Annotated in this window: 28 protein-coding genes and 2 tRNA genes; 17 read left to right on the top strand and 13 right to left on the bottom strand. The window is 62.2% G+C overall.

All coding sequences use genetic code 11. From position 1 onward, the window contains the following. Positions 1–49: 49 nt before the first annotated feature. The 6 genes from modC to P3R38_RS16155 all read right to left on the bottom strand — a co-directional run bounded on the left by modC (position 50) and on the right by P3R38_RS16155 (position 4265). Positions 50–1141 (bottom strand): molybdenum ABC transporter ATP-binding protein, encoded by a 1092-nt coding sequence (modC, locus tag P3R38_RS16180; RefSeq protein WP_104881477.1) that lies wholly within the window; start codon positions 1139–1141, stop codon positions 50–52. 1 nt (position 1142) lies between these two features. Continuing rightward, positions 1143–1823, bottom strand: a complete 681-nt coding sequence (gene modB / locus P3R38_RS16175; RefSeq protein WP_277686421.1) for a molybdate ABC transporter permease subunit — start codon at positions 1821–1823, stop codon at positions 1143–1145. Continuing rightward, positions 1823–2581 carry a molybdate ABC transporter substrate-binding protein gene (gene modA, locus P3R38_RS16170; protein ID WP_277686420.1) on the bottom strand — a complete coding sequence of 253 codons (759 nt, stop codon included), beginning with the start codon at positions 2579–2581 and terminating at the stop codon, positions 1823–1825. The genes modB and modA overlap by 1 nt, the downstream gene beginning before the upstream one ends. An 86-nt stretch (positions 2582–2667) precedes the next feature. Next, complete coding sequence (locus P3R38_RS16165; protein ID WP_277686419.1) at positions 2668–3741, bottom strand: nitronate monooxygenase; 1074 nt, start codon at positions 3739–3741, stop codon at positions 2668–2670. A gap of 43 nt (positions 3742–3784) precedes the next feature. Next, on the bottom strand, positions 3785–3955 hold the full coding sequence (locus P3R38_RS16160) for a hypothetical protein (RefSeq protein WP_023381275.1): 171 nt from the start codon (positions 3953–3955) through the stop codon (positions 3785–3787). Between the two features lie 7 nt (positions 3956–3962). Then, positions 3963–4265: a DUF1883 domain-containing protein gene (locus P3R38_RS16155; protein ID WP_023381274.1), complete on the bottom strand. Its 303-nt coding sequence runs from the start codon at positions 4263–4265 to the stop codon at positions 3963–3965. A gap of 161 nt (positions 4266–4426) precedes the next feature. On the opposite strand from P3R38_RS16155, the gene P3R38_RS16150 reads away from it, so the two are divergent. The 9 genes from P3R38_RS16150 to P3R38_RS16110 all read left to right on the top strand — a co-directional run bounded on the left by P3R38_RS16150 (position 4427) and on the right by P3R38_RS16110 (position 13187). Then, positions 4427–4786 (top strand): hypothetical protein, encoded by a 360-nt coding sequence (locus tag P3R38_RS16150; protein ID WP_104881478.1) that lies wholly within the window; start codon positions 4427–4429, stop codon positions 4784–4786. 145 nt (positions 4787–4931) lie between these two features. Next, the gene (locus P3R38_RS16145; protein WP_277686418.1) at positions 4932–5582 is read left to right on the top strand and encodes a c-type cytochrome; all 651 of its coding nucleotides are present in this window, start codon (positions 4932–4934) and stop codon (positions 5580–5582) included. Further along, positions 5579–6493: a c-type cytochrome gene (locus P3R38_RS16140; RefSeq protein ID WP_104881480.1), complete on the top strand. Its 915-nt coding sequence runs from the start codon at positions 5579–5581 to the stop codon at positions 6491–6493. Before P3R38_RS16145 ends, P3R38_RS16140 begins: the two co-directional genes overlap by 4 nt. A gap of 89 nt (positions 6494–6582) precedes the next feature. Further along, positions 6583–7944 (top strand): UDP-glucose/GDP-mannose dehydrogenase family protein, encoded by a 1362-nt coding sequence (locus P3R38_RS16135; RefSeq protein ID WP_277686417.1) that lies wholly within the window; start codon positions 6583–6585, stop codon positions 7942–7944. A 49-nt stretch (positions 7945–7993) separates the two neighbouring features. Next, positions 7994–8833, top strand: coding sequence for a UTP--glucose-1-phosphate uridylyltransferase GalU (gene galU, locus P3R38_RS16130; protein ID WP_023381269.1), 840 nt, complete (start codon positions 7994–7996; stop codon positions 8831–8833). A gap of 97 nt (positions 8834–8930) precedes the next feature. Beyond that, the gene (gorA, locus tag P3R38_RS16125; protein WP_027908178.1) at positions 8931–10286 is read left to right on the top strand and encodes a glutathione-disulfide reductase; all 1356 of its coding nucleotides are present in this window, start codon (positions 8931–8933) and stop codon (positions 10284–10286) included. Positions 10287–10543: 257 nt separating this feature from the next. Then, positions 10544–11107, top strand: a complete 564-nt coding sequence (gene ahpC, locus P3R38_RS16120) for an alkyl hydroperoxide reductase subunit C (protein ID WP_023381267.1) — start codon at positions 10544–10546, stop codon at positions 11105–11107. Between the two features lie 199 nt (positions 11108–11306). Further along, positions 11307–12869, top strand: coding sequence for an alkyl hydroperoxide reductase subunit F (gene ahpF, locus P3R38_RS16115; protein WP_277686416.1), 1563 nt, complete (start codon positions 11307–11309; stop codon positions 12867–12869). 129 nt (positions 12870–12998) lie between these two features. Continuing rightward, a complete protein-coding gene (locus P3R38_RS16110) occupies positions 12999–13187 on the top strand; it encodes a hypothetical protein (protein ID WP_277686415.1) in 189 nt (62 codons plus the stop codon). Positions 13188–13192: 5 nt separating this feature from the next. On the opposite strand, the gene P3R38_RS16105 is transcribed toward P3R38_RS16110, so the two are convergent. From P3R38_RS16105 to nhaR, 3 genes are all read right to left on the bottom strand, one after another. Beyond that, on the bottom strand, positions 13193–13840 hold the full coding sequence (locus P3R38_RS16105; protein WP_023381260.1) for a DUF480 domain-containing protein: 648 nt from the start codon (positions 13838–13840) through the stop codon (positions 13193–13195). Positions 13841–13972: 132 nt separating this feature from the next. Beyond that, positions 13973–15184, bottom strand: coding sequence for a serine/threonine transporter SstT (gene sstT / locus P3R38_RS16100; RefSeq protein WP_023381259.1), 1212 nt, complete (start codon positions 15182–15184; stop codon positions 13973–13975). A gap of 128 nt (positions 15185–15312) precedes the next feature. Continuing rightward, positions 15313–16206: a transcriptional activator NhaR gene (gene nhaR, locus P3R38_RS16095; protein ID WP_277686414.1), complete on the bottom strand. Its 894-nt coding sequence runs from the start codon at positions 16204–16206 to the stop codon at positions 15313–15315. 135 nt (positions 16207–16341) lie between these two features. Here nhaR and P3R38_RS16090 point away from each other — a divergent pair, with 135 nt between their 5' ends. Both P3R38_RS16090 and P3R38_RS16085 read left to right on the top strand, forming a co-directional pair. Beyond that, positions 16342–16581: a hypothetical protein gene (locus tag P3R38_RS16090; RefSeq protein ID WP_023381257.1), complete on the top strand. Its 240-nt coding sequence runs from the start codon at positions 16342–16344 to the stop codon at positions 16579–16581. A 24-nt stretch (positions 16582–16605) separates the two neighbouring features. Next, positions 16606–17358 (top strand): TerC family protein, encoded by a 753-nt coding sequence (locus P3R38_RS16085; protein WP_023381256.1) that lies wholly within the window; start codon positions 16606–16608, stop codon positions 17356–17358. A gap of 48 nt (positions 17359–17406) precedes the next feature. Here P3R38_RS16085 and P3R38_RS16080 read toward each other — a convergent pair whose 3' ends face one another. Continuing rightward, positions 17407–17586, bottom strand: coding sequence for a hypothetical protein (locus P3R38_RS16080; protein WP_023381255.1), 180 nt, complete (start codon positions 17584–17586; stop codon positions 17407–17409). A 213-nt stretch (positions 17587–17799) separates the two neighbouring features. Between P3R38_RS16080 and P3R38_RS16075 the strand changes: the two genes are divergently transcribed. Then, positions 17800–18462: a peptidase C39 family protein gene (locus P3R38_RS16075; RefSeq protein WP_023381254.1), complete on the top strand. Its 663-nt coding sequence runs from the start codon at positions 17800–17802 to the stop codon at positions 18460–18462. 78 nt (positions 18463–18540) lie between these two features. On the opposite strand, the gene P3R38_RS16070 is transcribed toward P3R38_RS16075, so the two are convergent. Beyond that, positions 18541–19824, bottom strand: a complete 1284-nt coding sequence (locus P3R38_RS16070) for an FAD-binding oxidoreductase (RefSeq protein ID WP_023381253.1) — start codon at positions 19822–19824, stop codon at positions 18541–18543. A 201-nt stretch (positions 19825–20025) separates the two neighbouring features. Between P3R38_RS16070 and P3R38_RS16065 the strand changes: the two genes are divergently transcribed. From P3R38_RS16065 to P3R38_RS16050, 4 genes are all read left to right on the top strand, one after another. Further along, positions 20026–20102: transfer RNA gene (locus P3R38_RS16065), tRNA-Val, on the top strand. A gap of 793 nt (positions 20103–20895) precedes the next feature. Next, positions 20896–20972: transfer RNA gene (locus P3R38_RS16060), tRNA-Val, on the top strand. A gap of 141 nt (positions 20973–21113) precedes the next feature. Next, complete coding sequence (locus tag P3R38_RS16055; protein ID WP_023381252.1) at positions 21114–21686, top strand: SPOR domain-containing protein; 573 nt, start codon at positions 21114–21116, stop codon at positions 21684–21686. 88 nt (positions 21687–21774) lie between these two features. Beyond that, the gene (locus tag P3R38_RS16050) at positions 21775–22200 is read left to right on the top strand and encodes a hypothetical protein (RefSeq protein ID WP_023381251.1); all 426 of its coding nucleotides are present in this window, start codon (positions 21775–21777) and stop codon (positions 22198–22200) included. A 38-nt stretch (positions 22201–22238) separates the two neighbouring features. On the opposite strand, the gene P3R38_RS16045 is transcribed toward P3R38_RS16050, so the two are convergent. Continuing rightward, positions 22239–22481, bottom strand: coding sequence for a DUF1654 domain-containing protein (locus tag P3R38_RS16045; protein ID WP_023381250.1), 243 nt, complete (start codon positions 22479–22481; stop codon positions 22239–22241). 181 nt (positions 22482–22662) lie between these two features. Continuing rightward, entirely contained in the window at positions 22663–23751 is a 1089-nt protein-coding gene (locus P3R38_RS16040) for an asparaginase (RefSeq protein ID WP_023381249.1), read from the bottom strand. A gap of 318 nt (positions 23752–24069) precedes the next feature. Between P3R38_RS16040 and P3R38_RS16035 the strand changes: the two genes are divergently transcribed. Continuing rightward, the gene (locus P3R38_RS16035) at positions 24070–25026 is read left to right on the top strand and encodes a sugar ABC transporter substrate-binding protein (RefSeq protein WP_027908173.1); all 957 of its coding nucleotides are present in this window, start codon (positions 24070–24072) and stop codon (positions 25024–25026) included. Positions 25027–25039 lie beyond the last annotated feature (13 nt).

Here is a 25039-nt window from a genome sequence, read left to right as displayed (position 1 = left end):
GGCCTCGATCAGTGCTATGACCAATGGACAGCAGGCGTGCGACGGATGCTCAGCCCAACAGTGCTACCGATTTGATCTGGGCAATCAACGCCTGACCTGGATGCAGGTCGAGTTGGTCGGCAGAAAACCGGGTGATGCGCGCCAGCAAGGCGTTGTCGCCAGCATCGAGGCTCACCAGCACGTGCGCAGGGTTGTCTGCAGGGCGACATTCGCGCACGCGCACCGCCAGCCGGTTAAGGATGCTGGACGTGCTGTCTGCGCCAAGCGCGAGGCTCACATCACGGGCCTGAACTTTGACCCGCAGCGTGCTGCCCAGTGCGTGGGGCGGATGCGCGATGCGCAGCACAGGGCCATCGCTGCCGGGCAGGCGCAGGTCGAGCAGATCGTAATGCGCGTCGTGACCGACCACCCGGCCTTCGAAGACCACCCCGGCCTCTTCGCCCTGCGCCAACGGTAAGTCCAAGCGGGCGAGGGTTTCGCCAATCGGGCCACTGGCGACTGCCTTGCCTTGCTCCAGGAGTACCAGGTGGTCCGCCAGCCGTGCCACTTCGTCCTGAGCATGGCTGACATACACAAGGGGAATGTCCAGTTCATCGTGCAGGCGCTCAAGATACGGCAGGATCTCACGCTTGCGAGGCCCGTCCAAGGCCGCCAGCGGCTCGTCCATCAGTAACAGGCGCGGGCTGCTGAGCAAGGCGCGTGCAATGCCGACTCGTTGCGCCTCGCCACCCGACAAGGTGGCTGGCTTGCGCGCAAGCAAAGGGCCGATGCCCAGCAACTGGCACGCTTGCTCCAGGCCGACCTTGCGTTCGCCCGCGGGCACCCGGCGCCAGCCGAATTCCAGGTTGCCGCGCACCGACAAGTGCGGGAACAGGCTCGCTTCTTGGAACACGTAGCCCACCGGGCGCAGGTGGGGAGGCTGGAAAAAGCCGCGAGCGCTGTCTTCCCAGATCTCGCCATTGACCTCGATGTAGGCGCTGGCGGCGCGCTCCAGGCCCGCCAGGCAGCGTAGACACGACGTCTTGCCAGACCCGGAGTGGCCAAACAGTGCACTGATCCCGCGCCCCGGCAGGTGCAGGTCGACATCCAGGGTGAAGTCCCCGCGGGCCAGCTCGAGGCGCGCCACGATCGTCGTGCTCATGTCAGCTCCAGCCCGCTTTGCTGCGGCGCCCGGCGTACAGCAAGAGCAGCACGAGGAAAGAGAATACCAGCATGGTCCCGGCCAGCCAGTGCGCTTGCGAATAGGCCATGGCTTCGACGTGATCGAAGATCTGAACGGAGACCACGCGGGTCTTGTCCGGAATATTGCCGCCGATCATCAGCACCACGCCAAACTCGCCGACGGTATGGGCGAAGCCGAGGATAGTGGCGGTGACGAAGCCAGGGCGTGCCAGCGGCAGCACAACGTGCACGAAGGTGTCCCAAGGGCTGGCACGCAGAGTGGCGGCCACTTCCAGCGGGCGCTGGCCTATGGCGCTGAAGGCGTTCTGCAACGGCTGCACCACGAACGGCATGGAGTACACCACCGAGCCGATGACCAGCCCGCTGAAGCTGAACACCACGCTGCCCAGGCCAAGCGCCTGAGTAGCCTGGCCGAGCCAGCCGTGCGGACCGAGGGCAATCAGCAGGTAGAAGCCAATGACCGTGGGTGGCAATACCAGGGGCAGTGCCACCACGGCGCCTACCGGCCCGCGCAGCCACGAGCTCGTGCGCGCCAGCCACCAGGCGATGGGGGTGCCTAGGATCAGCAGAATCAAGGTGGTCAGGCTGGCCAGTTTGACGGTCAGCCAGAGGGCACCCAGGTCACTGGCGTCCAGTGGCATCAGATTTCATATCCGTAGGACTTGATCACCGCTGCTGCCTTCGGGCCCTTCAGGTACGCGACCAGCGCCTTGGCGGCTGCGTTGTCCTTGCCTTTTTTGAGAATGACCGCGTCCTGACGGATCGGAGCGTGCAGGTTGGACGGTACGATCCACGCCGAACCGTTGCTCACCTTGCCGTCCTTGTAGATTTGCGACAGCGCGACGAAACCCAGTTCGGCGTTGCCGGTGGAGACGAACTGGAAGGCCTGGGTGATGTTCTGGCCCTCGACGATCTTGCCCTGGGTGGCTTCTTTGAGCCCCAGCCTGTCCAGCACCTGTGTGGCGGCCAGGCCATAAGGCGCGGTCTTGGGGTTGGCGATGGACAGGTGCTTGAAGTCGTTCTTCTTCAGCACTTCACCCTCGGCGTCCACGTAGCCTTCCTTGGCCGACCACAGTGCCAGGGTGCCCACGGCGTAGGTGAAACGCGAGCCTGGGACGATTTCCTGTTCGTGTTCGAGTTTGGCCGGTGTGCTGTCGTCGGCCGACAGAAACACGTCGAAAGGTGCGCCGTTCTTGATCTGGGCGTAGAACTGGCCAGTCGCCCCGTAGGCGGCGACCAGCTTGTGCCCGGTGTCCTTCTCGAAGTCTTTGGCGATGGCCTGGATAGGCGCGGTGAAGTTGGCTGCCACCGCCACCTGGACCTCATCGGCCCAGGCACTGTTGAGTGAGACCAGGCTGGCCAGGGCGGTGACAGCCAGGTGGGACAGGCGGATACGCATGAAGACGGCTCCAGAGGGTTATCGTTATAGCCTGAACTATATAGCGATAAACTGTTCGCGTGGAAGAGGCCGGCGTGTTGGGGGATTCAGCGGGTAATCAGCGCCAGTGCCTTCTCGGCGATCTCGCGGGTCAACTGCTCGGCCGGCATCGGCCTGCCCAGCCGCAAGGCCTGCCCTGACCACAGGTTGCTGAAGTCGCTGGCGCCTCGTGGGTCGCTGACTGCCCGCAACGGCATCAGCGCACCGCCTGCCAGGGGGAAGCGTGGGGCCAGTTCGCTCATGGCGCCCAGCTCGCGCATGATGCGGTTGTTGATGCCTCGGGCAGGGCGCCCGGTGAACAGGTTGGTCAGCGCGGTGTCGCTGGCCGGCGCGTTGTCCAGGGCATGACGATGGGCCGGGGTCACCTTGGCTTCAGGGCTGAACAGGTAGGCGGTGCCGATCTGTACGGCGGACGCACCCAGGGCCAGTGCAGCGACCAGGCCACGGTGATCACCGATGCCGCCGGCGGCGATCACGGGTACCTGCACCGCATCGGCGATCTGCGGTACCAGGGCGAAGGTGCCGATCTGACTGTTGATGTCGTCGGTCAGGAACATGCCGCGATGGCCGCCTGCTTCATAGCCCATGGCAATGATCGCATCGCAACCATGGGCCTGCAGCCATACCGCTTCTTCGACAGTGGTGGCGCTGGACAGTACCTTGGCACCGCTGGCCTTGACCCGTTGCAGCAGCTCGGGCGCTGGCAAGCCGAAGTGGAAGCTGACCACCTCGGGGTGCAACTGCTCGATCAGCTTGCAGCTCTGTTCATCGAACGGGGCACGGTTTGACACGGGGGTCGGTGCCTCGAAGTCGACGCCCAGTTCGTCGTAATAGGGCTTGAGCGCCTGCTTCCAGCGAGCGGCCTGCTGCGCATCTGGCACCGGTGGTTGGTGGCAGAAGAAATTGAGGTTCAACGGGCCCTGGCAGGCTGCGCGAAACGTCTCGATCTCACGCCGTAGCTGCTCCTCGGTGAGCATGGCACAGGGCAGGGCACCCAAACCACCGGCCTTGCCCACCGCGATCGCCATGGCCGAGCCTGAAGCCCCGGCCATCGGTGCCTGGAGAATGGGCAACCGGATGCCCAGCAGATCGAGGATACGACGGTCGGGCCAGTGGCTCATGGGGCTCTCCTTGCGAGTGTGCGATGGGGGCTGGGTTCAGGCCTCAGAGTGCCTTGCTGACTTGAATGTCGCTGATCTTGTCTGCGTCGTCACCATGGATCTTGCGCAGGGCTTCCAGGGCTTGCTCCTGGGAGTTGTCGGGCATCAGGGCGAAGTCCCAGCGGCGCTGGCCGTCGAGCTTGTACTTGATGACGTATTTGATGGTCTGGGTCATGGCAGCCTTATCCGAGTTTCGACGACGAGCGGCGAATGATCTTGATCTTGTGAGTGAAGGTCGGCTTGCGCGTCACCGAGATCGGGCGTGAGGTCACGGTATCGAGGGTGATATTCCAGAAACCGGTGCTGGGTACGGTGATCTTGGCCGGGAAACGCTCGAAGTGGCCACCATGGTAGGTGTGGCGGCCGCCGTTCTTGAAACTGCGGAAATTGGCGTCGTTCATCAGGCGAATATTGCAGCGCTGGGAACACTCGATGACCACGATGTCGTCTTCGTTGAGGTGCTCGCGCTGGTGAATGAATTTCATGGGGGGCCCCGCAAGGTGTAATTCTGCAAACGCGAACAATACCACGATGGCGGGCGGCGCTGCCGTGCTCGATGGTCGGGCTGCAGATAAATCTGCCAAAGCAGGGAGCAAAACCGCCTGGCCGTTGTCCAACGCGGTTCCTGATGGCAGAGGTGCAGTAGATGAAGTGGTTGGTGGCGGCGTTGACCTTGGCACTCGGTGGTTGTGTCAGTGTGACGGAACTGGAGCAATCGCACGAGACGTTGGATGTCATTTCTGGCAAGACACCCCGTGAGTATGCTGATTGCGTCAAGCACAAGCTGGCAGACAGCCGAGACCCCCTGGCCGAGGAAGCGCATGGCGACGGCCTGCGCCTGATCGTGCCGCAGAAGCTCTCGGCCGGTGTCGGCCCGGCGGCGTTGGTCGATATCGACAAGCGTGGCAGCGGCAGCAGCATCAAGTTGCGCGAGCGCCTCAACAACTTCCCGTTGCGCCTGGGTGACGTGCGCACGGCAGCGACGCAATGCATCTCCGGCAGTTGACCTGGCTCAAGTAAAACGCGGTTAGCAGGCTAATTGCCATCCTCTGGTCGGCCTGGGCGTTGTTGCGACTTTCCCTGCAGGGCTAGTATCCATTTGCTTATGTTTTTTAAGCCTAAGCTTATAACAAAAGAAATGGAGATTCGTGATGACCCCGTTGAGTCGCGTCGTGATCGGCAGCCTGCTGATCCTGGCCTGGCCCGCGGCGCATGCCGCCGATGGCCAGAAAGTCTTCACCCAGGGTGGGGCCAATCCCGCCGCCATGGCCTGCCTGGGCTGCCATGGTGCAGACGGCAAGGGCATTGCCGCTGCTGGGTTCCCGCGTCTGGCCGGGCTGCCCGCCGGTTATCTGAGCAAGCAACTGCATGACTGGCGCGCCGGCAGCCGCAAGCAGCCAGTCATGGAACCCCTGGCCAAAGCGTTGACCGAGGCCGAGATCGAGGCGGTCAGCACCTACCTGGCTGGCCTGCCCGGCGACCCTTCCCCAGAACTGCATCGCCAGCAGATCGCCAACGACAGCGTTACCCGCCTGGCGCTTTACGGTGACTGGCGTCGGCAGATCCCCGGTTGCGTGCAGTGCCATGGCCCAGGGGGCAGTGGGGTTGGCGAACATTTCCCGCCCTTGGCTGGGCAACCGGCCGGTTATCTGGCCGCGCAACTCAACGCCTGGCGCGACGGCAGTCGCAGCAATGACCCCAACCAGCTGATGGTCGGTGTGGCCAAGGCCATGACCGATGACGAGGTCACGGCTATCGCTGAGTTCTTCGCCCGTCCAGCTCGCCAGGAGGTCAAGCCATGAGACCATTGATGCCAATCGCGTTGCTGCTGGTCATGTGCAACGCCCACGCCGCCCCTGTTGCCATGGAAGACCAGTCGCAACTGAAGGTGCCCGACGCCCAGTCCTCGCCACAGTTCGTCCCGCCTTCGGAAAGCACACTGCCGGACAACGCCTTCGGCAAGATGGTACGCGAGGGACATGCACTGTTCGTCGATACCCGCAGGCTGATGCCCGAAGCCGTGGGCAATGGCATGAACTGCAGCAACTGCCACCTCGATCAGGGCCGTCTGGCCCACTCTGCGCCAATGTGGGGCGCCTACCCGATGTATCCGGCTTATCGCAAGAAAAACGACAAGGTCAACACCTATGCCGAACGCATCCAGGGGTGTTTCCAGTTCAGCATGAACGGTACACCGCCAGCGGCCGACAGCCCACAGATGACGGCGCTTTCGGTGTATTCCTACTGGCTGTCGAGCAAGGCGCCAACCGGCGTCGAGATCGCCGGGCGTGGTTACCCCGAGGTGCCGCAACCCAAGGGCGGCTATGACTTCACCCGAGGCCAGCAGGTCTACCGCGAACAGTGCGCGATCTGCCACGGCAATAACGGAGAGGGCCAGAAAGTGGCGGGCGAGTATGTCATGCCGCCGCTCTGGGGCAAGGATTCCTACAACTGGGGTGCCGGCATGCATCGGATCAACACGGCGGCCTCCTTCATCAAATACAACATGCCCTTGGGCAAGCCCGGCAGCCTGAGCGATCAGCAGGCCTGGGACGTAGCGGCCTGGGTCAACCGGCACGAACGGCCACAGGATCCACGTTTGATCGAGGGCTCGGTGGAGAAGACGCGGGTCAAGTTCCACGCCAATGATGGGGTCAACCTGTATGGGCAGAAGGTGGACGGTGTGCTGATTGGGCAAGGCACCGGTAGCTGAGGCGCATCCCCGTCCTGTCACACCTGTATCACGGCACTGTAACCACCGACAGGTAGCAATGGCTGCGTTCATGTCGAAGGAGCGCGGCCATGGAGCTTTGTGTGATCGGAGCGGGGTATGTGGGCCTGGTGACGGCGGCCTGTTTTGCCGAGATGGGTAACCGGGTGGTGTGCCTGGAACGCGACCAGCAGCGCTTGGCGCAGTTGCGCCAGGGACATTGCCCCATTCACGAGCCCGGTCTGGAGGTGCTGCTCAAGAGCGGCCTGAGCCGCGGCCAGTTGAGTTTCAGCGACGACTGGCAGCAGGCCTTGGCCCGGGCCGACGTGGTGTTCATCGCGGTCGGCACGCCTAGCCAGGAGGACGGCTCGGCTGACCTGCAGCATGTCCTGGCAGTGGCGGACAGCCTGGGTCGGCACCTGCGACGCCCTTGCCTGGTGGTGAACAAGTCGACGGTGCCGGTGGGCACTGCCGAGCGTGTGGCCGCGCAGATTGCGCTGGGTTTGCGTGAGCGTCGTGCGGGCTTTGCCGTCGAGGTGGCCAGCAATCCGGAGTTTCTCAAGGAGGGCAGCGCCCTGGACGACTTCATGCGCCCGGACCGTATCGTCATCGGCAGTGACAGTGAGGCTGCCCGCCAGTTGTTGCAGCGCCTGTACGCGCCGTTCGTGCGCAACCATGAGCGCATATTGATAATGACGCCGCGCGCCGCCGAGCTCACCAAGTACGCAGCCAATGCGTTCCTGGCGACCAAGATCTCGTTCGTTAACGAACTGGCCGGCCTGTGCGCCTGCCTGGGCGTGGACATCGAACAGGTACGCCGTGGCATCGGCAGCGACCGGCGCATCGGCAGCCATTTCATCTACGCGGGTTGCGGCTACGGCGGCTCATGCTTCCCCAAGGATGTGCGTGCGCTGATTCATACCGCCGAGCAGCAAGGTTACCCGTGCGCAATCCTTCAGGCGGTGCAGGCCCGCAACGAACAGCAGAAAACCCTGCTGTACAGTGCGTTGCACCAGCACTTCGGTGGCTTCCTGCGAGGGCGGGTGGTAGCGCTTTGGGGGATGGCATTCAAACCAGGCACCGACGATTTGCGCGAAGCCCCAAGCCTGGTGTTGCTGGATGCCCTGCTGGCCTCGGGCACGCGGATCCAGGCCTGCGATCCGGTAGCGCTGTCGGCGGTTGCCGAGCGCTACCCGTGGGCCGTAGCCAGCGGCCAGTTACGTCTGCACGATGACCCGTACGCCTGTGTCGAAGGGGCGGATGCGCTGGTTCTGGTGACCGAATGGAAGCAGTTCCGACAGCCGGACTTCCCCCGCGTACGGGGCTTGATGCGCATGCCGGTAGTGTTCGATGGGCGTAATATTTACGATCCGCTGGAACTATCTACACTGGGTTATCTCTATCATGGCATCGGTCGGCCACAGGCGGGGCATTGTAAGGTGACTGCCGCCTGATTAGACTGCGCCGAATTCCAACAGGCCTTGCCTTTGTTTAAGGACGTATATGATCAAAAAATGCTTGTTCCCGGCCGCCGGCTACGGCACCCGCTTCCTGCCTGCTACAAAAGCCATGCCCAAGGAAATGCTGCCGGTGGTCAACAAGCCACTGATCCAGTATGGCGTCGAGGAGGCCCTGGACGCCGGCCTGACCGAGATCTCCATCGTCACTGGCCGTGGCAAGCGCGCCCTGGAAGACCACTTCGACATCAGCTACGAGCTGGAAAACCAGATCAAGGGCACCGACAAGGAAAAGTATCTGGTCGGTATCCGTCGCCTGCTGGATGAGTGCTCGTTCTCCTACACCCGTCAGACCGAGATGAAGGGCCTGGGCCATGCGATTCTCACCGGCCGTCCGCTGATCGGCGACGAGCCGTTCGCCGTGGTGCTGGCCGACGACCTGTGCGTCAACCCGGAAGGTGACGGCGTTCTGACCCAGATGGTCAAGCTGTACAACCAGTTCCGTTGCTCGATCGTCGCCATCCAGGAAGTCGATCCGCAGGAAACCAACAAGTACGGTGTCATCGCTGGTGACATGATTCGCGACGACATCTTCCGTGTCACCAACATGGTCGAGAAGCCCAAGCCCGAAGACGCGCCGTCGAACCTGGCGATCATCGGTCGCTACATCCTGACGCCGGACATCTTCGACATCATCGCCAACACCGAGCCTGGCAAAGGTGGCGAGATTCAGATCACCGACGCCCTGATGCAGCAGGCGCAGAATGGCTGCGTGATTGCGTACAAGTTCAAGGGCAAGCGTTTCGACTGCGGTGGCGCCGAAGGCTATATCGACGCGACCAACTTCTGCTTCGAGAACTACTACAAGACTGGCAAGGCTTACTGATAAGCCTGGCAGGTCCAGAAGCCACCCTCCGGGGTGGCTTTTTTGTTTGCGGCGGCCAACGGGGGTATGCTGGACGCCAGCCAAGGAGACTGAATACATGGCCTACGATTTTGATCTGTTCGTGATTGGCGCCGGTTCCGGCGGTGTGCGTGCCGCGCGTTTCGCTGCAGGCTTCGGCGCGAAAGTGGCGGTGGCCGAGAGCCGCTATCTGGGCGGTACGTGTGTCAACGTCGGCTGTGTGCCGAAAAAACTGCTGGTGTATGGCGCCCACGTGGCCGATGAGTTGGAACAGGCTGCCGGCTTCGGCTGGACGCTGGAAGAAGGCCATTTCGACTGGGGCACGCTGATCGCCAACAAGAACCGTGAAATCGAGCGGCTCAACGGCATCTACCGCAACCTGCTGGTCAACAGTGGCGTGAACCTGTTGCAAGGGCATGCGCGCATGACCGGTGCCCACGAGGTGGAAGTGGAAGGCCAGCGCTACAGCGCCGAGCACATCCTCATTGCCACGGGCGGCTGGCCGCAGGTGCCGGACATTCCGGGCAAGGAGCTGGCCATCACTTCCAACGAGGCCTTCTACCTCAAGGACCTGCCGCGCCGCGTTCTGGTGGTTGGCGGCGGCTACATCGCGGTCGAATTTGCCGGGATCTTCCAGGGCCTTGGCGCCGATACCACGCTGCTGTACCGGGGCGATCTGTTCCTGCGGGGCTTCGATGGATCGGTGCGGACCCACCTCAAGGAGGAGCTGGAAAAGCGCGGCTTGAACCTGCAGTTCAATGCCGACATCCAGCGCATCGACAAGCTGGAGGATGGCAGCCTCAAGGCCACGCTCAAGGATGGTCGCGAGCTGCTCACCGACTGCGTGTTCTATGCCACCGGACGTCGCCCGATGCTGGACAACCTGGGCTTGGAGAATACCGGTGTGGAGCTGGATCCACGTGGCTACATCCGGGTTGACGAGCAGTACCAGACCACCGAACCCTCGGTGTTGGCGATTGGCGATGTGATCGGCCGCGTCCAGCTGACCCCGGTAGCATTGGCCGAAGGCATGGCCGTGGCCCGGCGGTTGTTCAAGCCTGAGCAGTATCGCCCAGTGGATTACCAGAACATTCCTACCGCAGTGTTCAGCCAGCCGCCGATTGGTACGGTGGGCCTTACCGAGGAACAGGCCCTGGCGGCCGGGCACAAGGTGCAAATCTTCGAGAGCCGCTTCCGGGCGATGAAGCTGACCCTGACCGACATCCAGGAAAAAACCCTGATGAAGCTGGTGGTGGACGCCGAGACCGACAAAGTGCTGGGGTGCCACATGGTCGGGCCGGATGCAGGCGAGATCATCCAGGGCCTGGGTATTGCGCTCAAGGCCGGGGCTACCAAGCAGCAATTCGACGAGACTATCGGCGTGCACCCGACGGCGGCCGAAGAGTTCGTGACCTTGCGTACCGCCACGCGCTGACGTGTTAGAGCGGGTTCCCCACGCAGCCTTCGACGCAGTGTTGGGCACCGGCTTTGCCGGTGCTCGCGGTGAACCTGCTCCCACGGCCCACGCGGCGTATCGCGCACTCCTTTGCTCAGCGCAATCCCTTCTATTAATAAACCTCGGTTATAGCCAAAACCAATCGCAAGCATGAGCTTTGCCAATGAGCCTTTATGGGGATGAGCGGTTAGGATTCTCTCCGTCAACTGATTTCAACCCATGAAGGAGCGTCTCTCATGCCTATCATCAACAGCCAGGTCAAACCGTTCAATGCCACCGCTTTCCACAACGGCGAATTCGTTCAGGTCAGCGAAGCCGACCTGAAAGGCAAGTGGTCTGTCGTGTTCTTCTACCCGGCCGACTTCACCTTCGTTTGCCCGACCGAACTGGGTGACCTTGCTGACAACTACGAAGAGTTCAAGAAACTCGGCGTGGAAATCTACGGCGTGTCCACCGACACCCACTTCACCCACAAAGCCTGGCACGACACTTCGGAAACCATCGGCAAGATCAAGTACCCGCTGATCGGTGACCCGACCCACGTCATCTCCCGCAACTTCGATGTGCTGATCGAAGAAGCTGGCCTGGCTGATCGCGGTACCTTCGTGATCAACCCGGAAGGCCAGATCAAGATCGTCGAAATCAACGACGGTGGTGTAGGTCGCGACGCCAGCGAACTGCTGCGCAAGGTCAAGGCTGCTCAATACGTGGCTGCCCACCCAGGCGAAGTCTGCCCGGCCAAGTGGAAAGAAGGCGAAGCGACCCTGGCGCCATCCCTGGACCTGGTCGGCAAGATCTAATGTTCGCCCGATGAGTGCCAGCGCGACGACCATGCTGCGTCGAAAACAGGCTTGGCACTTCTCGAACGGATAAAGGTTCATGCACCCGTCGCGGGCGGTGAGCAGCCGCCATAGCTGAAGTTCTCACTGCCCCGTCAAACGCCCGGGCGCCATCGCCTGGGCGTTTTTGTATCCGAAGTTTGAAAAAGGAATCGCCCGTATGTTGGACGCCACGCTTAAATCGCAACTGAAAACCTACCTGGAGCGGGTCACCCAGCCGATCGAGATCGTTGCTTCCCTCGACGACGGCGCGAAGTCCCGCGAATTGCACGACCTGCTGGTGGAAATTGCCGGCCTGTCGAACCTCATTACCCTGCGCGCGGATGGTGATGACGCCCGTCGTCCCTCGTTCTCGCTCAACCGCCCGGGTGCCGATATCAGCCTGCGCTTCGCCGGCATCCCAATGGGCCATGAATTCACCTCGCTGGTGTTGGCGCTGCTGCAAGTCGGTGGCCACCCATCCAAGGCCAGCGCCGAAGTGATCGAGCAGATCCAGGCGCTTGAAGGCGAGTTCACTTTCGAAACCTACTTCTCGCTGTCGTGCCAGAACTGCCCGGACGTGGTCCAGGCGCTGAACTTGATGGCGGTACTCAACCCGAACGTGCGCCACGTGGCCATCGACGGTGCGCTGTTCCAGGATGAAGTCGAAGCCCGCAAGATCATGGCGGTGCCTAGCATTTACCTGAACGGCGAAGTGTTTGGCCAGGGCCGTATGGGCCTGGAAGAGATTCTCGGCAAGATCGACACCAATGCCGGTGCCCGCCAGGCCGAGAAGATCAACGCCAAGGACGCGTTCGACGTGCTGGTGGTCGGCGGTGGCCCAGCTGGCGCCTCGGCAGCGATCTATGCCGCCCGCAAAGGCATCCGTACCGGTGTCGCCGCCGAGCGTTTCGGCGGTCAGGTGCTCGATACCCTGGCCATCGAGAACTTCATCTCGGTACAGGAAACCGAGGGGCCGAAACTGGCCACGGCGCTGGAAGAGCACGTCAAGCAGTACGACGTCGACATCATGAACCTGCAGCGCGGTGAAGCGTTGATTCCGGCCACCGACGGCGGTTTGCACGAAGTACGCCTGGCAGGCGGTGCCTCGCTCAAGGCCAAGACCGTGATCCTGGCCACCGGCGCCCGCTGGCGCGAAATGAATGTGCCGGGCGAGCAGGAGTACCGCGCCCGTGGCGTGGCCTACTGCCCGCACTGCGACGGCCCGCTGTTCAAGGGTAAGCGTGTGGCGGTGATCGGTGGCGGCAACTCGGGTGTTGAAGCGGCCATCGACCTTGCGGGGATCGTTGCCCAGGTAACGCTGATCGAATTCGACAGCCAGCTGCGTGCCGACGCCGTTCTGCAGCGCAAGCTACACAGCCTGCCGAACGTCAAGGTCATCACCAGCGCCCTGACGACCGAAGTGCTGGGCAACGGCGAGAAAGTCACTGGCCTGCGTTACAAGGACCGCAGCACCGACGAGTCGCACGAGCTGGCGCTGGAAGGCATCTTCGTGCAGATCGGCCTGCTGCCGAACACTGACTGGCTCAAGGGTACCGTCGAACTGTCGCCGCGTGGCGAGATCATCGTCGATGCCAAGGGCGCGACCAACATCCCCGGCGTCTTCGCTGCCGGTGACGTGACCACAGTGCCGTACAAGCAGATCGTCATCGCAGTAGGTGAGGGCGCCAAGGCCTCACTGGCGGCTTTCGATCACTTGATCCGTACGTCTGCGCCGGCGTAAGCCTGTAACGACACATCGCCGACAAGCCGACTCCTACAGGGACCAGTAGGAACCGGCTTGTCGGCGATGTGGCTCGTGGTGAACGAGGGTGTCTATCATTTAACGCAGACACCCTCAGGAATCTCAGCCATGACCCTGATCAGCCGCGAACCCTGGTGGCTCGTGCCACCCAAGCCCGGCCAGAAAGAGCATGACCTGCACTGGGGCTATCTGGAAATCTACGCCGACGGACGCACGGTGTTCGTCGACCAGCGCCCGAGCGACCGCGAGCTTGCTGAGCGCAAGAGTTGTCGCAACTTCCCCGAACCGGATAATTGAACGGATCACCCGCCAAGTTCGGACAGGCGCGCTTCCAGAGCGGCAATCCGGGCTTCCAGGGCTTCGATCCGCTCTTCCGATACGTTGCTGGCGCTGCCACGCCCGCCACCTTCCTGCTGGCGTGCGGCGAGTATCGCCTCGATTTCCGCCGGGTCGCCCAGCGCATGGGTGTATCGGTCTTCGCGCTGGCCAGCCTGGCGCGGCAGGTGCAGGGCAAGGCCTCGTGAGATCAAACGCTCGAGTTGGTGCTGGATCTGCTCGGTATCGTCGAAGTCGTGAAGGCGGTTGCTGCGCGTGAGCAGCTCGTTGAGGGTCTGCGGGCCGCGCAGGAACATCAGTCCCATCAGTATCAGCTGTGCCGGTACCAGTTCCAGCGCCTTGTCCACGCGCTGTTCCCAGCGGTCGGCACGGCTGCCCATCTGTAGGCGGGTCATGTCCTGGCCTTCGAGGGCGCGCAGGGCCTGGCCAACCTGGCCTTGGGTCAGATTCATGACCGGCTCGCGGCTGGTCTTCTGGTTGCACGCCAGAACCAGGGCGTTGAGGGTCAGCGGGTAGCTTTCCGGGCTGGTGGCCTGCTTTTCGATCAACGAGCCGAGGATTCGGATCTCGACGCTGTTGAAGCGGCCTGCGCCTGCGGTTTCGTGTTCTGACATGACCCTGTCTCATTACTGGGGGAGGGCCACTAGCGTAGGTAAAGCGCCAGGCTTAGGCAATCACTGGCTTCATCGTCGGCCAAGCATCAACCGAACCTGTAGGCGCTGGGCCGCATGGCGGCCCAGCGTCATTCATGCACTGCGTTGCGTTTCTGCCTGGCACGCGGCAGCCGTGAACAGTACATCGGTCGACGAATTCAGCGCGGTCTCGGCTGAATCCTGCAGCACGCCAATGATGAAGCCGACCGCCACCACCTGCATGGCGATCTCGCTGGGAATGCCGAACAGGCTGCATGCCAGCGGGATCAGCAGCAGCGAACCGCCCGCTACCCCGGAGGCGCCACAGGCACAGATGGCCGCGACCACGCTCAGCAGCACGGCGGTCGGCAGGTCGACAGGAATTCCCAGGGTGTGTACCGCTGCCAGGGTCAGCACGGTGATGGTGATCGCCGCGCCGGCCATGTTGATGGTCGCACCCAGCGGAATCGATACCGAGTAGGTGTCTTCATGCAGGCCAAGACGCTCGGATAATGCCAGGTTCACCGGAATGTTCGCCGCCGAACTGCGGGTGAAGAACGCCGTGATGCCACTTTCGCGCAGGCACAGCAAGGTCAGCGGGTATGGGTTGCGGCGTATCTTCCAGAACACGATCAGCGGGTTCATCACCAACGCCACGAACAGCATGCAGCCGATCAGCACCGCCAGCAGGTGCAGGTAGCCGAGCAGGGCGCTCAGCCCCGATTGGGCGAGGGTGGAGCTGACCAGGCCGAAGATGCCCAGTGGTGCGAAGCGGATCACCACGCGTACGATCAGGGTCACGCCATTGGACAGGTCCTCGACCACCGTACGGGTGGTGTCGCCGGCATGGCGCAGGGCCACGCCCAGGCCGATGGCCCAGGTCAGAATGCCGATGAAGTTGGCGTTGAGCAGCGCATTGATCGGGTTGTCGACAGCGCTCAGCAGCAGGTTCTGCAACACTTCGCCGATGCCGCCCGGGGCGCTGAGCGCTGCCTCGCCGGTGCTCAATGCCAGTTGCGAGGGGAACAGCATGCTGGCAACCACGGCCACAACTGCGGCTGCGAAGGTGCCCAGCAAGTACAGCCAGAGAATGGGGCGGATGTGGGTTTCCTGGCCGTGCCGGTGGTTGGCGATCGAAGCCATGACCAGGATGAACACCAGCACCGGCGCCACTGCCTTGAGCGCGCTGACGAACACTTTGCCGAGGAAAGCCAGGTCGCGGGCGATGGCTGGTGCAAGCAGCGCCAGAGCGATACCGGCAACCAGGCCGATGACGATCTGCGTCACCAGGCTGGTGCGGTTGAGTAGGCGAAGAACAGGGGTCATGTGAAGCAGTATCTCGTTATTGTGAAAGGGCGCGACTTTACCACAGACCGTTTGGCCGTTATCGCCGGCAGTCCGGCTCCGGCGATAACGGCCGCGCGTCGGTTTGCCGCACTGGGGTGCAGCGCCTTCTACCAGTGAAAAAGCTCTCGCCGCGCGCCTTCGGTGATCGCCACGATCCCAGGGTGTTTGACCTTGCGCTCGACTGAAATCGCGTAGAACGACTCGTGCACCGCGTCGGTCTGGCCAACCAGCTCGACCCCATACTGGCGGCATACTTCATCGGCGATCACGCTCGGGGCCACGAAAATACCGCTACCCGACTGCCCGAAGGCCTGCATCAGTGCACTGTCATCGAACTCGCCGATGACCCGCGGCTGCACCTGCTGCTCGCTCAACCAGCGCATCAGGCGACTGCGCACCACCGTTTCCTGGCCCGGAATCAGCAGCGGCGCGTCCTGCAGGCATGCAGGAAAGGGCCCCTTGTGGCGCTGGGACAATGCCGGTGTGGCGAAGAAGCTGAGCCCGCATTCCCCCAGCTTCTGGCTGTAACCCTTGATATCCAGGTGATTGGGCATCGGGCTGTCGGAAATGACCAGGTCCAGACGCTGGATCGCCAGGTCCGCCAATAGCCGTTCCAGCTTGTCTTCGCGGCAGTTGATACGCAGTGCGTTGTCCAATTCCATGGTCGGTGCCAGCAGGCGATAGACGATGGATTTGGGCACCACGTCCGCCACGCCGACACGGAACAGGATCTGCTCTTGCGGGCCTGCCCGCAGCAGCGCCTCCAGCTCGCCACCGATCTGAAACATCTGCTCGGCGTATGCCAGGGTCTGGCGGCCGGTTTCGGTCAGTTCCAGCTGGCGTCCGACGCGCTGAAACAGCTCTAGGCCGTAGGTCTGCTCGAACAGGCTGATCTGGCCGCTGATGGTCTGGGGTGTGAGATTCAGCTGTTCGCTGGCACGTGCGATGCTGCCGGTCTTGGCCACGGCCCAGAAGTAATGCAACTGGCGATAGTTGAGCACGGGGTATTTCCAATATTCGTAAAAACCGAAGTATAACTGCTGAAAATACGAATTTTTCTGATGTATCGCACTCTTTAGAATGCGACCCCATCAGGCGCAGTGCGCGCCGCCCGGTTTTCGACAAGCGAGGAACCCATGCTGCAACTCAAATCCATCGGTACGCCCCTGGTGCTGGTGTTGGCACTGTTTGCCATGAGCGGGTGCGATCAGGCCGAGAAATCCGCCCAGCAAATGCTCGACCAGGCTGCAGAGTCGGCCAAGCAAGCCATCGACAAGACCAACGAAGCGGCCCAGCAGGCGCTGCATGAAGCCATCGGTTCCGAAGGGCACAAGCCCAAGAGCACCGAGCCCGACGCAAAGACCCAGGACATCTGACCCAGACCCGAGCAGGATTGAAAAATGGAATATTTGCTGGAACTCGTCGCAAGCCCAACCGCCTGGGTCGCCCTGGCCACGCTGGTGGCGATGGAGATCGTCCTGGGTATCGATAACCTGATCTTCATCTCCATCCTCACCAACAAGCTCCCGGTGGAGTATCGCTCCAAGGCGCGGCGCATCGGTATCAGCATGGCCCTGGTCATGCGCCTGGCGTTGCTGAGCACCGTGGCCTGGATCGTCCAGCTCACCGAGCCGGTGATCGATGTGTTCGGCCATAGCTTCTCGTGGAAAGACATGATCCTCATCGCCGGTGGCCTGTTCCTGTTGTGGAAGGCGACCAAGGAAATTCACGAGAACGTCGACCCGCGCGGCGCCAAGGAAGAAGCCAAGGCGGGCTCCACCGTGACGCTGGGCTTCGCTGCGGCGATCGGGCAGATCCTGCTGCTGGACATCGTGTTTTCGGTCGACAGCATCATCACCGCCGTGGGCATGACCGAACACTTGCCAATCATGATCATCGCCGTGATCAGTGCTGTGATCGTGATGCTGGTGGCAGCCGACCCGTTGGCCAAGTTCATCAACGACAACCCGACCGTGGTGATGCTTGCGCTGGGCTTCTTGATCATGATCGGTATGACGCTGATCGCCGAGGGCATGGGCGCCCACGTACCGAAAGGTTATGTGTATGCGGCGATGGCCTTCTCGACGCTGATCGAGATCCTCAACATCATGGCTCGCCGTGCGCGGGTCAAGCGTGAGATGGCTGAAGGCTGATGCATGGACCGAGGCCCGCCGGTGAGCGGGCCTCGACGTATCTGCAGGTCAGTGCGCTCCAGCATGGCGGCGCGCGCGCCGGGCCGGCTGTGGCGTGGGCAAGGTGTGCGGCGGCAGAGGGTGATGATGGGCACGACGCCGCACGATTCGTAGTACACCCCACAGCATGGCGGCTGCGACGCTCAGCCACATGCCCACCAGCATGAGAATTGCCATGGTCAGGCTCATAGGTGCCTCCTTCTCTCGGGCCAGCGCAAGGCTTTGCCTTCCAGACACTGCTTTAGTCTAGCTCGCGCCCTGTGACGTTCCATTGACCTTAAGTCTATTGCTTGGTCCGATTCGTTCCTACGGTGGGTCGGACTATACCCGCGAGGCTGTCCGACCTATGATCGACGACCACAGCCGGGCGTGCCTGTCCGGCGCTGGAACAAGTGAGTGTCCATGGAGCAAAAATCCTTCAAATGGCTGGCCGCGTGTCTGCTGGCCGTCAGCCTGACGGGCTGTGCCAGTGCGCCACCGGCCGCTCTCAAGGGCTTGCCGCAGCGTGTCGAAATCAGCAGCGTGCCGTTCTACCGTGGCAATGCCAACCACAGCGGCGCCATGGCCCTGGCGGCGGTGCTCTCGCAGCAAGGCGCACCGATCACGCCAGGCCTTTTGGACAAGCCCTTGAACCTGCCCCAGGCCGCCGAGTCGCTGGATACCGGCATTCCTCGCGTTGCCAGGGATTACGGCATGGTCGTCTATCCACTGGACAAGCGCCTGGACGCCTTGCTGGTGCAGGTGGCTGCGGGTAATCCGGTGTTGCTGCGCTACGAGGAGGGTGCGGCCTGGTGGGGCGAGCCGCGTTACGCGGTGCTGATCGGCTATGACCGTTACAAACAACGGGTGCTGCTGCGCTCAGGCATGCATCGCCGGGAGTTGATGGCGTTCGATGATTTCGAGGCGGCCTGGGTCAAGGAGGGGAGCTGGGCGGTGCTGGTGCAGCCACCGCGGCAGTTGCCGGCCCAAGTGGACCGCCAACGCTGGTTGCAGGCGGCAGATGAACTGGCTCGGGCAGGCCAGGAGCTTGCAGCCAAGCAGGCGGTGAGCAGCCTGGGCAGGTAACGTGGCCTGATCGCTGGCAAGCCGGCGCCTACAGGGTTACGCGAAACCTGTAGGAACCGGTGCGCCGGCGATGAACCGTTAGAAGCCCAGACGATCGCGCAGGCTGTAGTACCAGGCGCCGATGGCGCTGAATGGCACGCGCAGCATCTGGCCACCCGGGAATGGGTAGTGGGGCAGGCCGGCGAAGGCATCGAAGCGCTCAGCCTGGCCTCGCAGGGCCTCTGCCAGCACCTTGCCTGCCAGGTGGGTGTAAGTCACGCCATGGCCCGAGCAACCCTGCGAGTAGTAGATGTTGTCGCCGATACGGCCGACCTGCGGCAGACGCGACAGGGTCAGCAGGAAGTTGCCGGTCCAGGCGTAATCGATCTTGACGTTCTTCAGTTGCGGGAACGCCTTGAGCATCTTCGGACGGATGATCGCTTCGATGTTGGCCGGGTCACGTGCACCGTAGACAACGCCGCCGCCGAAGATCAGGCGCTTGTCGCTGGTCAAGCGGTAGTAGTCGAGCAGGTAGTTGCAGTCCTCGACGCAGTAGTCCTGCGGCAGCAGGGTGCGCGCCAGCTCGTCGCCCAGCGGTTCGGTGGTGATCACCTGGGTGCCGCATGGCATCGACTTGGCGGCCAGTTCCGGGACCAGGTTACCCAGGTAGGCGTTACCGGCGACGATGATGAACTTGGCGCGCACTTTGCCCTGCGGGGTGTGTACGACCGGATTGGCGCCACGTTCGATACGTACGGCCGGGGTTTGCTCATAAATGATGCCGCCCAGCGACTCGACCGCGGCGGCTTCGCCCAGGGCCAGGTTCAGCGGGTGGATGTGGCCGCCGCTCATGTCCAGCATGCCGCCGACGTAGTTGTCGCACGCCACGACTTCGCGAATGCGCTTCTGGTCCATCAGTTCCAGCTGGGTGTGACCGAAGCGTTCCCACAGGCGCTTTTGCGATTCCAGGTGACCCATCTGCTTGGCGGTGAGGGCGGCGAAAACACCACCGTCCTTCAGGTCGCACTGGATGTTGTACTTGGCTACGCGCTCACGAATGATGCGGCCGCCTTCGAAGGCCATCTGGCCCAGCAACTGTGCTTGCTTGGGGCCGACGGTACGTTCGATGACATCGATGTCGCGGCTGTAGCTGTTGACGATCTGGCCGCCGTTGCGGCCCGAAGCGCCGAAGCCGACCTTGGCGGCTTCGACGATGCTCACCTTGAAGCCGTTTTCCAGCAGGAACAGCGCGCTGGACAGGCCGGTGTAGCCGGCACCGATGATACACACATCGGTTTCCACCTCACCCTGCAGCGCCGGACGTGGCGGCACCGGGTTAGCCGAGGCGGCGTAGTAGGACTGGGGGTAGGGGGTATTGGCCATGCTCGAGGAACCTCGTGTTTTATATTTTTAACGAATGTACCGATGCTATCAATAATAATAAACACCCGCTAGTCGTCCGTTGAAAATCCTTTACTCGCATTGCCAGCGCCTGGACTCTAAATATTTTTAAGATTCAGTGGGTTAGCGGGAAAAAAACAGTTGACACCGGTTTCGGAACGCGTAGAATGCGCCCACATCGACAGGCACATAGCTCAGTTGGTTAGAGCACCACCTTGACATGGTGGGGGTCGTTGGTTCGAGTCCAATTGTGCCTACCAAACAAAAGTCCCGGCTTCCGGGCACATGAAGGGCGATCCGAAGGGGTCGCCCTTTTTGCTTGTGCAAGAAAAGTTCATGCGTGCTCGTCTGTGGTGGAGGCAGGGCAGCTGCCATAGATCTCGCGGGGCTTCAGAAGGGCGCCGCCTGTGCGGCGCATCGCGAGCAAGGCTCGCTCCTACAGTTGCGCGTTATTGCACGGCGCGATCTCGAGTCATCCAGGCCAGGCGCTCGCGCGCCTCAACCGCAGACAACATTGGCCCGCCACCACCGTAGGAGCGAGCCTTGCTCGCGATGCGCCACGCCGGCGGCACTCGATCGCGCAGGATCCACCTCTCGCGAGCAAGGCTCGCTCCTACAGTTGCGCTTTATTGCACGGCGCGATCTCGAGTCACCCAGGCCAGGCGCTCGCGCGCCTCAACCGCAGACAACATTGGCCCGCCACCACCGTAGGAGCGAGCCTTGCTCGCGATGCGCCGCGCCGGCGGCGCTCGGTCGCGCAGGATCCACCTCTCGCGAGCAAGGCTCGCTCCTACAGTTGCGCGTTATTGCACGGCTCGATCTCGAGTCATCCAGGCCAGGCGTTCGCGCGCGCCAACCGCAGACAACATTGGCCCGCCACCACCGTAGGAGCGAGCCTTGCTCGCGATGCGCCGCGCCGGCGGCGCTCGATCGCATGAGCGCCAACCCCCCTGGCCTGCCACTCAACACTCCCCAGAACCGAAAGTTTTTGATTTTTTTGAAAAAAACGCTTTACAGCCATGCGCATCCCCCTTAATATGCGCGCCACACGACAGGCACATAGCTCAGTTGGTTAGAGCACCACCTTGACATGGTGGGGGTCGTTGGTTCGAGTCCAATTGTGCCTACCAAATCTGAAGAGGGGCGATCCGATAGGGTCGCCCTTTTTCGTTTGCGCGTTTCCACGCTGTTGCAGCCCGTAACCTATGGTCGCGGCCCGTGCGCAAGGCCATCATGCTAGAATCCGCCCCTTCGAATCTGGAGGTGGACGCGTGCGCAAACTGGCAGTGGTAATGGCAGTGCTGGCCCTGGCGGGCTGTGAGAACGAGGTCGAAGGCGTACACAAGCAGGTGGCCGAACATCTGCACAACCCCAAGACCGCCAAGTTCGGCAACGTGCGGATCGACACCCAGGGCACCATCTGCGGCCAGGTGCGTGGCAAGGACGATGCCGGGCAGTACGAAGCCTACCGCAGCTACGTCGCTATCAAGCGCGACGCTGGCCAATACGAAATCATCGTCGATGACACCGGCAACAACTTGCGTATCCGCGAAATGTGCGGTGGCGCGGAGCTGCAGCGCCGCGCCGAAGCCCTGGCCGATCAGCCGGCCCCTGAAGGCTGGGATGTCGAAGTGATTCAAGGCGCCAACATGGGCGCACTGAGCGATATGACCGCACGCCTGATCGAGAAGGGTATTCCGTCTTCGGTGGAATACCGCAATGGCAAGCCGGTGGTGTTGATGGGGCCATTCCCCACCAAGGCCGAAGCCGAGGCCCGCAAGGCTGAAGTCATGGCCAAGCTCGGCACTGACTCGATCGTCATCCAGCACGGCGTCGAGCGCTAGGCGGCGAGCTAGGCGAGTCTGCGGGTGGCCATGGCGCGCCGGTCCCGGCTATGCTTGGACAAAGGAGATGCTGAACGGAGAGGGCCTCATGTCTACGCTGGAACGGGCCATCGTCGTGGCCGCCAGGGCGCATGAAGGGCAATTCGATAAGGGTGGGGCGGCGTACATTCTCCACCCGTTGCGGGTGATGATGCGCGTTGCGACCCCTGAGCAGCGCATTGTCGCGGTGCTGCACGATGTGCTCGAAGACACCCCGTTGACGCTGTCGGACCTCGCCCGTGAGGGGTTCGCATTGAAGATCCTGGCGGCCTTGCTGGCATTGAGCAGGCGTGAAGGCGAAAGCTACCAGGATTTCGTCGTGCGCCTGGGTGATGACCCGTTGGCCCGCACGGTCAAGCTGGCCGATCTTGCCGATAACAGTGATCTTACCCGCATTGCCACCCCAGGCCCTGCCGACCTGGCGCGCCTGGCGCGTTATCGGGAGGCCAGTGCCTACTTGCAGGCACTGGCGTGAATGGCAGTCACAGGCCGACGCGAGACGTGCCTGCTGGGTCAATCTTCCTTGGGCACAGTCCAGAAAATCTGCACGCCGCCGTCATCGCGGTGGGCGAGGGTGACATTGTCGTTCTCGGCGATTTCCTCAAGCAGGGTTTCCCAATCCTCCACCGACTCATGTTCCAGCCGGAAGATCAGGGCGGCACGGCTGCGCTGGGCGAGAGGATTGTTGATGATCTTCTGGACGCGAAGGCCCAGTTGTTCGTAGCTGCTAGGGGTTGCGGTGGCGGTGCTGGCCATGGAGCGCTTTCCTTGTTGTTGCTGTATGTACGTACAGTATTTCACCACAAGAATTTTCGCAACTGGCTTCATCGCCGCCAAGCCGCCTTCCAAAGGGTTTGCGGCTGACTTGCAGCGGGCTGGCGCGATTCCCGCGGGAGCGGCGTTGCGCCGGTAGGCCGCTCCCGCGGGGATCATGCGATCAATACTCCCAGAAGATGCGCTGCAGTTCCTTGCTGTCCTGGGTCTTGGTCATCGCCACCATCGCCAGGATCCGCGCCTTCTGTGGATTCAGGTCATGCGCCACGACCCAGTCGTTCTTGTCATCCGGCTGCTCGGCATTGCGCAGTACGAAGCCGCCCTGGTTCACGTGGGAAGAGCGAATGATCTGTACGCCGTCCTTGCGCAGTTGCTGCAGGGCCGGTACCACTCGCGACGATACCGAGCCATTGCCAGTGCCGGCATGGATCAATGCCTTGGCGCCGTTTTGTGCCAGTGCCTTGTAGGCCGTGTCGGTTACGTTGCCATAGCCGTAGGCGATGTCCACCTGGGGCAGGCTGCTGATCTGCTTGATGTCGAATTCCGAGTTGACGGTGTGGCGCTTGGCTGGCAAACGGAACCAGTAGGACTTGCCTTCCACCACCATGCCCATGGGGCCCCAGGCGCTCTTGAAGGCCTCGGTCTTGATGTTCACCGCTTTGCTCACGTCTCGGCCGGATTGAATCTCGTCATTCAGGGTTACCAGCACGCCTTTGCCGCGCGACTGCTTGTCGCTGGCCACGGCCACAGCGTTGTACAGGTTGAGCATGCCATCGGCGGACATGGCGGTGCCTGGGCGCATCGAGCCCACCACCACGATCGGCTTGTCGGTCTTCTCCACCAGGTTGAGGAAGTACGCGGTCTCTTCCAGGGTGTCGGTGCCGTGGGTGATGACGATGCCGTCGACATCTTTGCTGTCTGCCAGTTCGGCGACGCGTTTGCCCAGCTTCAGCAAGTCATCGTTGCTGATGCTTTCCGAGGCGATCTGCATCACTTGTTCACCGCGAACGTTGGCCAGTCCGGCCAGTTCCGGCACGCCGGCGATGAGTTTGTCCACGCCCAGCTTGGCGGCCTGGTAGGTAGCGCTGTTGGCAGCACTGGCGCCGGCGCCGGCAATGGTGCCGCCCGTGGCGAGGATCACTACGTTGGCGAGTTTCTGTTGAGTTTCGGCTTCCTTCGCCGAGACGGTGGCGGGCAGCGCCAGCAGCAGCGCGAGCGCGGTGGGGGCGAAGGTCTTCAATGCAGCATTCATGATTATTGTGCTCTCTTCCTAATGAGATTTTTGCTGTGTCGCCTTGCACGTGAGGCAGTTTTCGTACCAGCTGCCCCATCGCCGGCAAGCCAGCGCCTGCGGGGGGTGTGGGCGCTTGGGTAGCTGCGCTTATTCGGGATTCCGAACAAAATCAGCAAAAGGTGTTCGGTTTATCGGAAAAATTCCGGATAATCCGTCGCGCACACGCCTTGACCCCGGCATCGAAACGGATTTGACAAACGCAGGTCTTGTTTCCATAGTTAGGAACCGCAAACGTTTGCGACCCGATAAAAATCACAAGATTCGGAGTCATTCCCCATGAAGCTGCCGTTCACTGGCCGTCTGCTGGCCCTCGCTGTCGCCTCCACGCTTTCCCTCGCTCTGCCGCTGTCTGCCGCCCACGCCGAAGATGCGCCCAAGGTTGCGTTGGTGATGAAGTCCCTGGCCAACGAGTTCTTCCGCACCATGGAGGACGGCGCCAAGGCGTACCAGAAAGACCACCCGGGCGAGTTCGAACTGGTGGCCAACGGCATCAAGGATGAAACCGATACCGGCAACCAGATCCGAATCGTCGAGCAGATGATCGCCACTGGCGCCAAGGCCCTGGTCATCGCTCCGGCCGATTCCAAGGCATTGGTACCGGTGTTGAAGAAGGCCATGGATGCTGGCATCACCGTGGTGAACATCGACAACCGCCTGGACCCGGACGTACTCAAGAGCAAGGGCATCAGCGTTCCCTTCGTAGGCCCTGATAACCGCAAGGGCGCTCGCCTGGTCGGCGACTACCTGGCCAAGGAAAAACTCAAGGCTGGCGACCAGGTCGGTATCATCGAAGGCGTGCCTACCACCACCAATGCCCAGCAACGTACCGCCGGTTTCAAGGACGCCATGGAAGCGGCGCAGGTGAAGATCGTCTCGGTGCAGTCCGGCAACTGGGAGATCGACAAAGGCAACGCGGTTGCCGCTTCGATGCTCAACGAATACCCCGATATCAAGGCGCTGCTTGCGGGCAACGACAGCATGGCCCTGGGCGCTGTGTCGGCTGTGCGAGCCGCCGGCAAGACCGGTCAGGTGCAGGTGGTCGGCTATGACAACATCAATGCAATCAAGCCGATGCTCAAGGATGGCCGGGTTCTCGCCACCCTCGACCAGGCCGCCAGCCAGCAAGCGGTGTATGGCATCCAGGCAGCGTTGAAAATGCTCAAGGGCGAGAAACCGGATGTGGATGCTGACAATGTCATCCAGACCCCGGTCCAACTCATCACCCAGCCTTGACCCCCAGCAGGAG

The organism is Pseudomonas sp. NyZ480, assembly GCF_029537255.1.
In the GTDB taxonomy this organism is placed as follows: domain Bacteria; phylum Pseudomonadota; class Gammaproteobacteria; order Pseudomonadales; family Pseudomonadaceae; genus Aquipseudomonas; species Aquipseudomonas taiwanensis.
The sequence above is the reverse complement of the archived record's forward strand: the minus strand, read 5'-3'. Positions and strand labels throughout refer to the sequence as shown.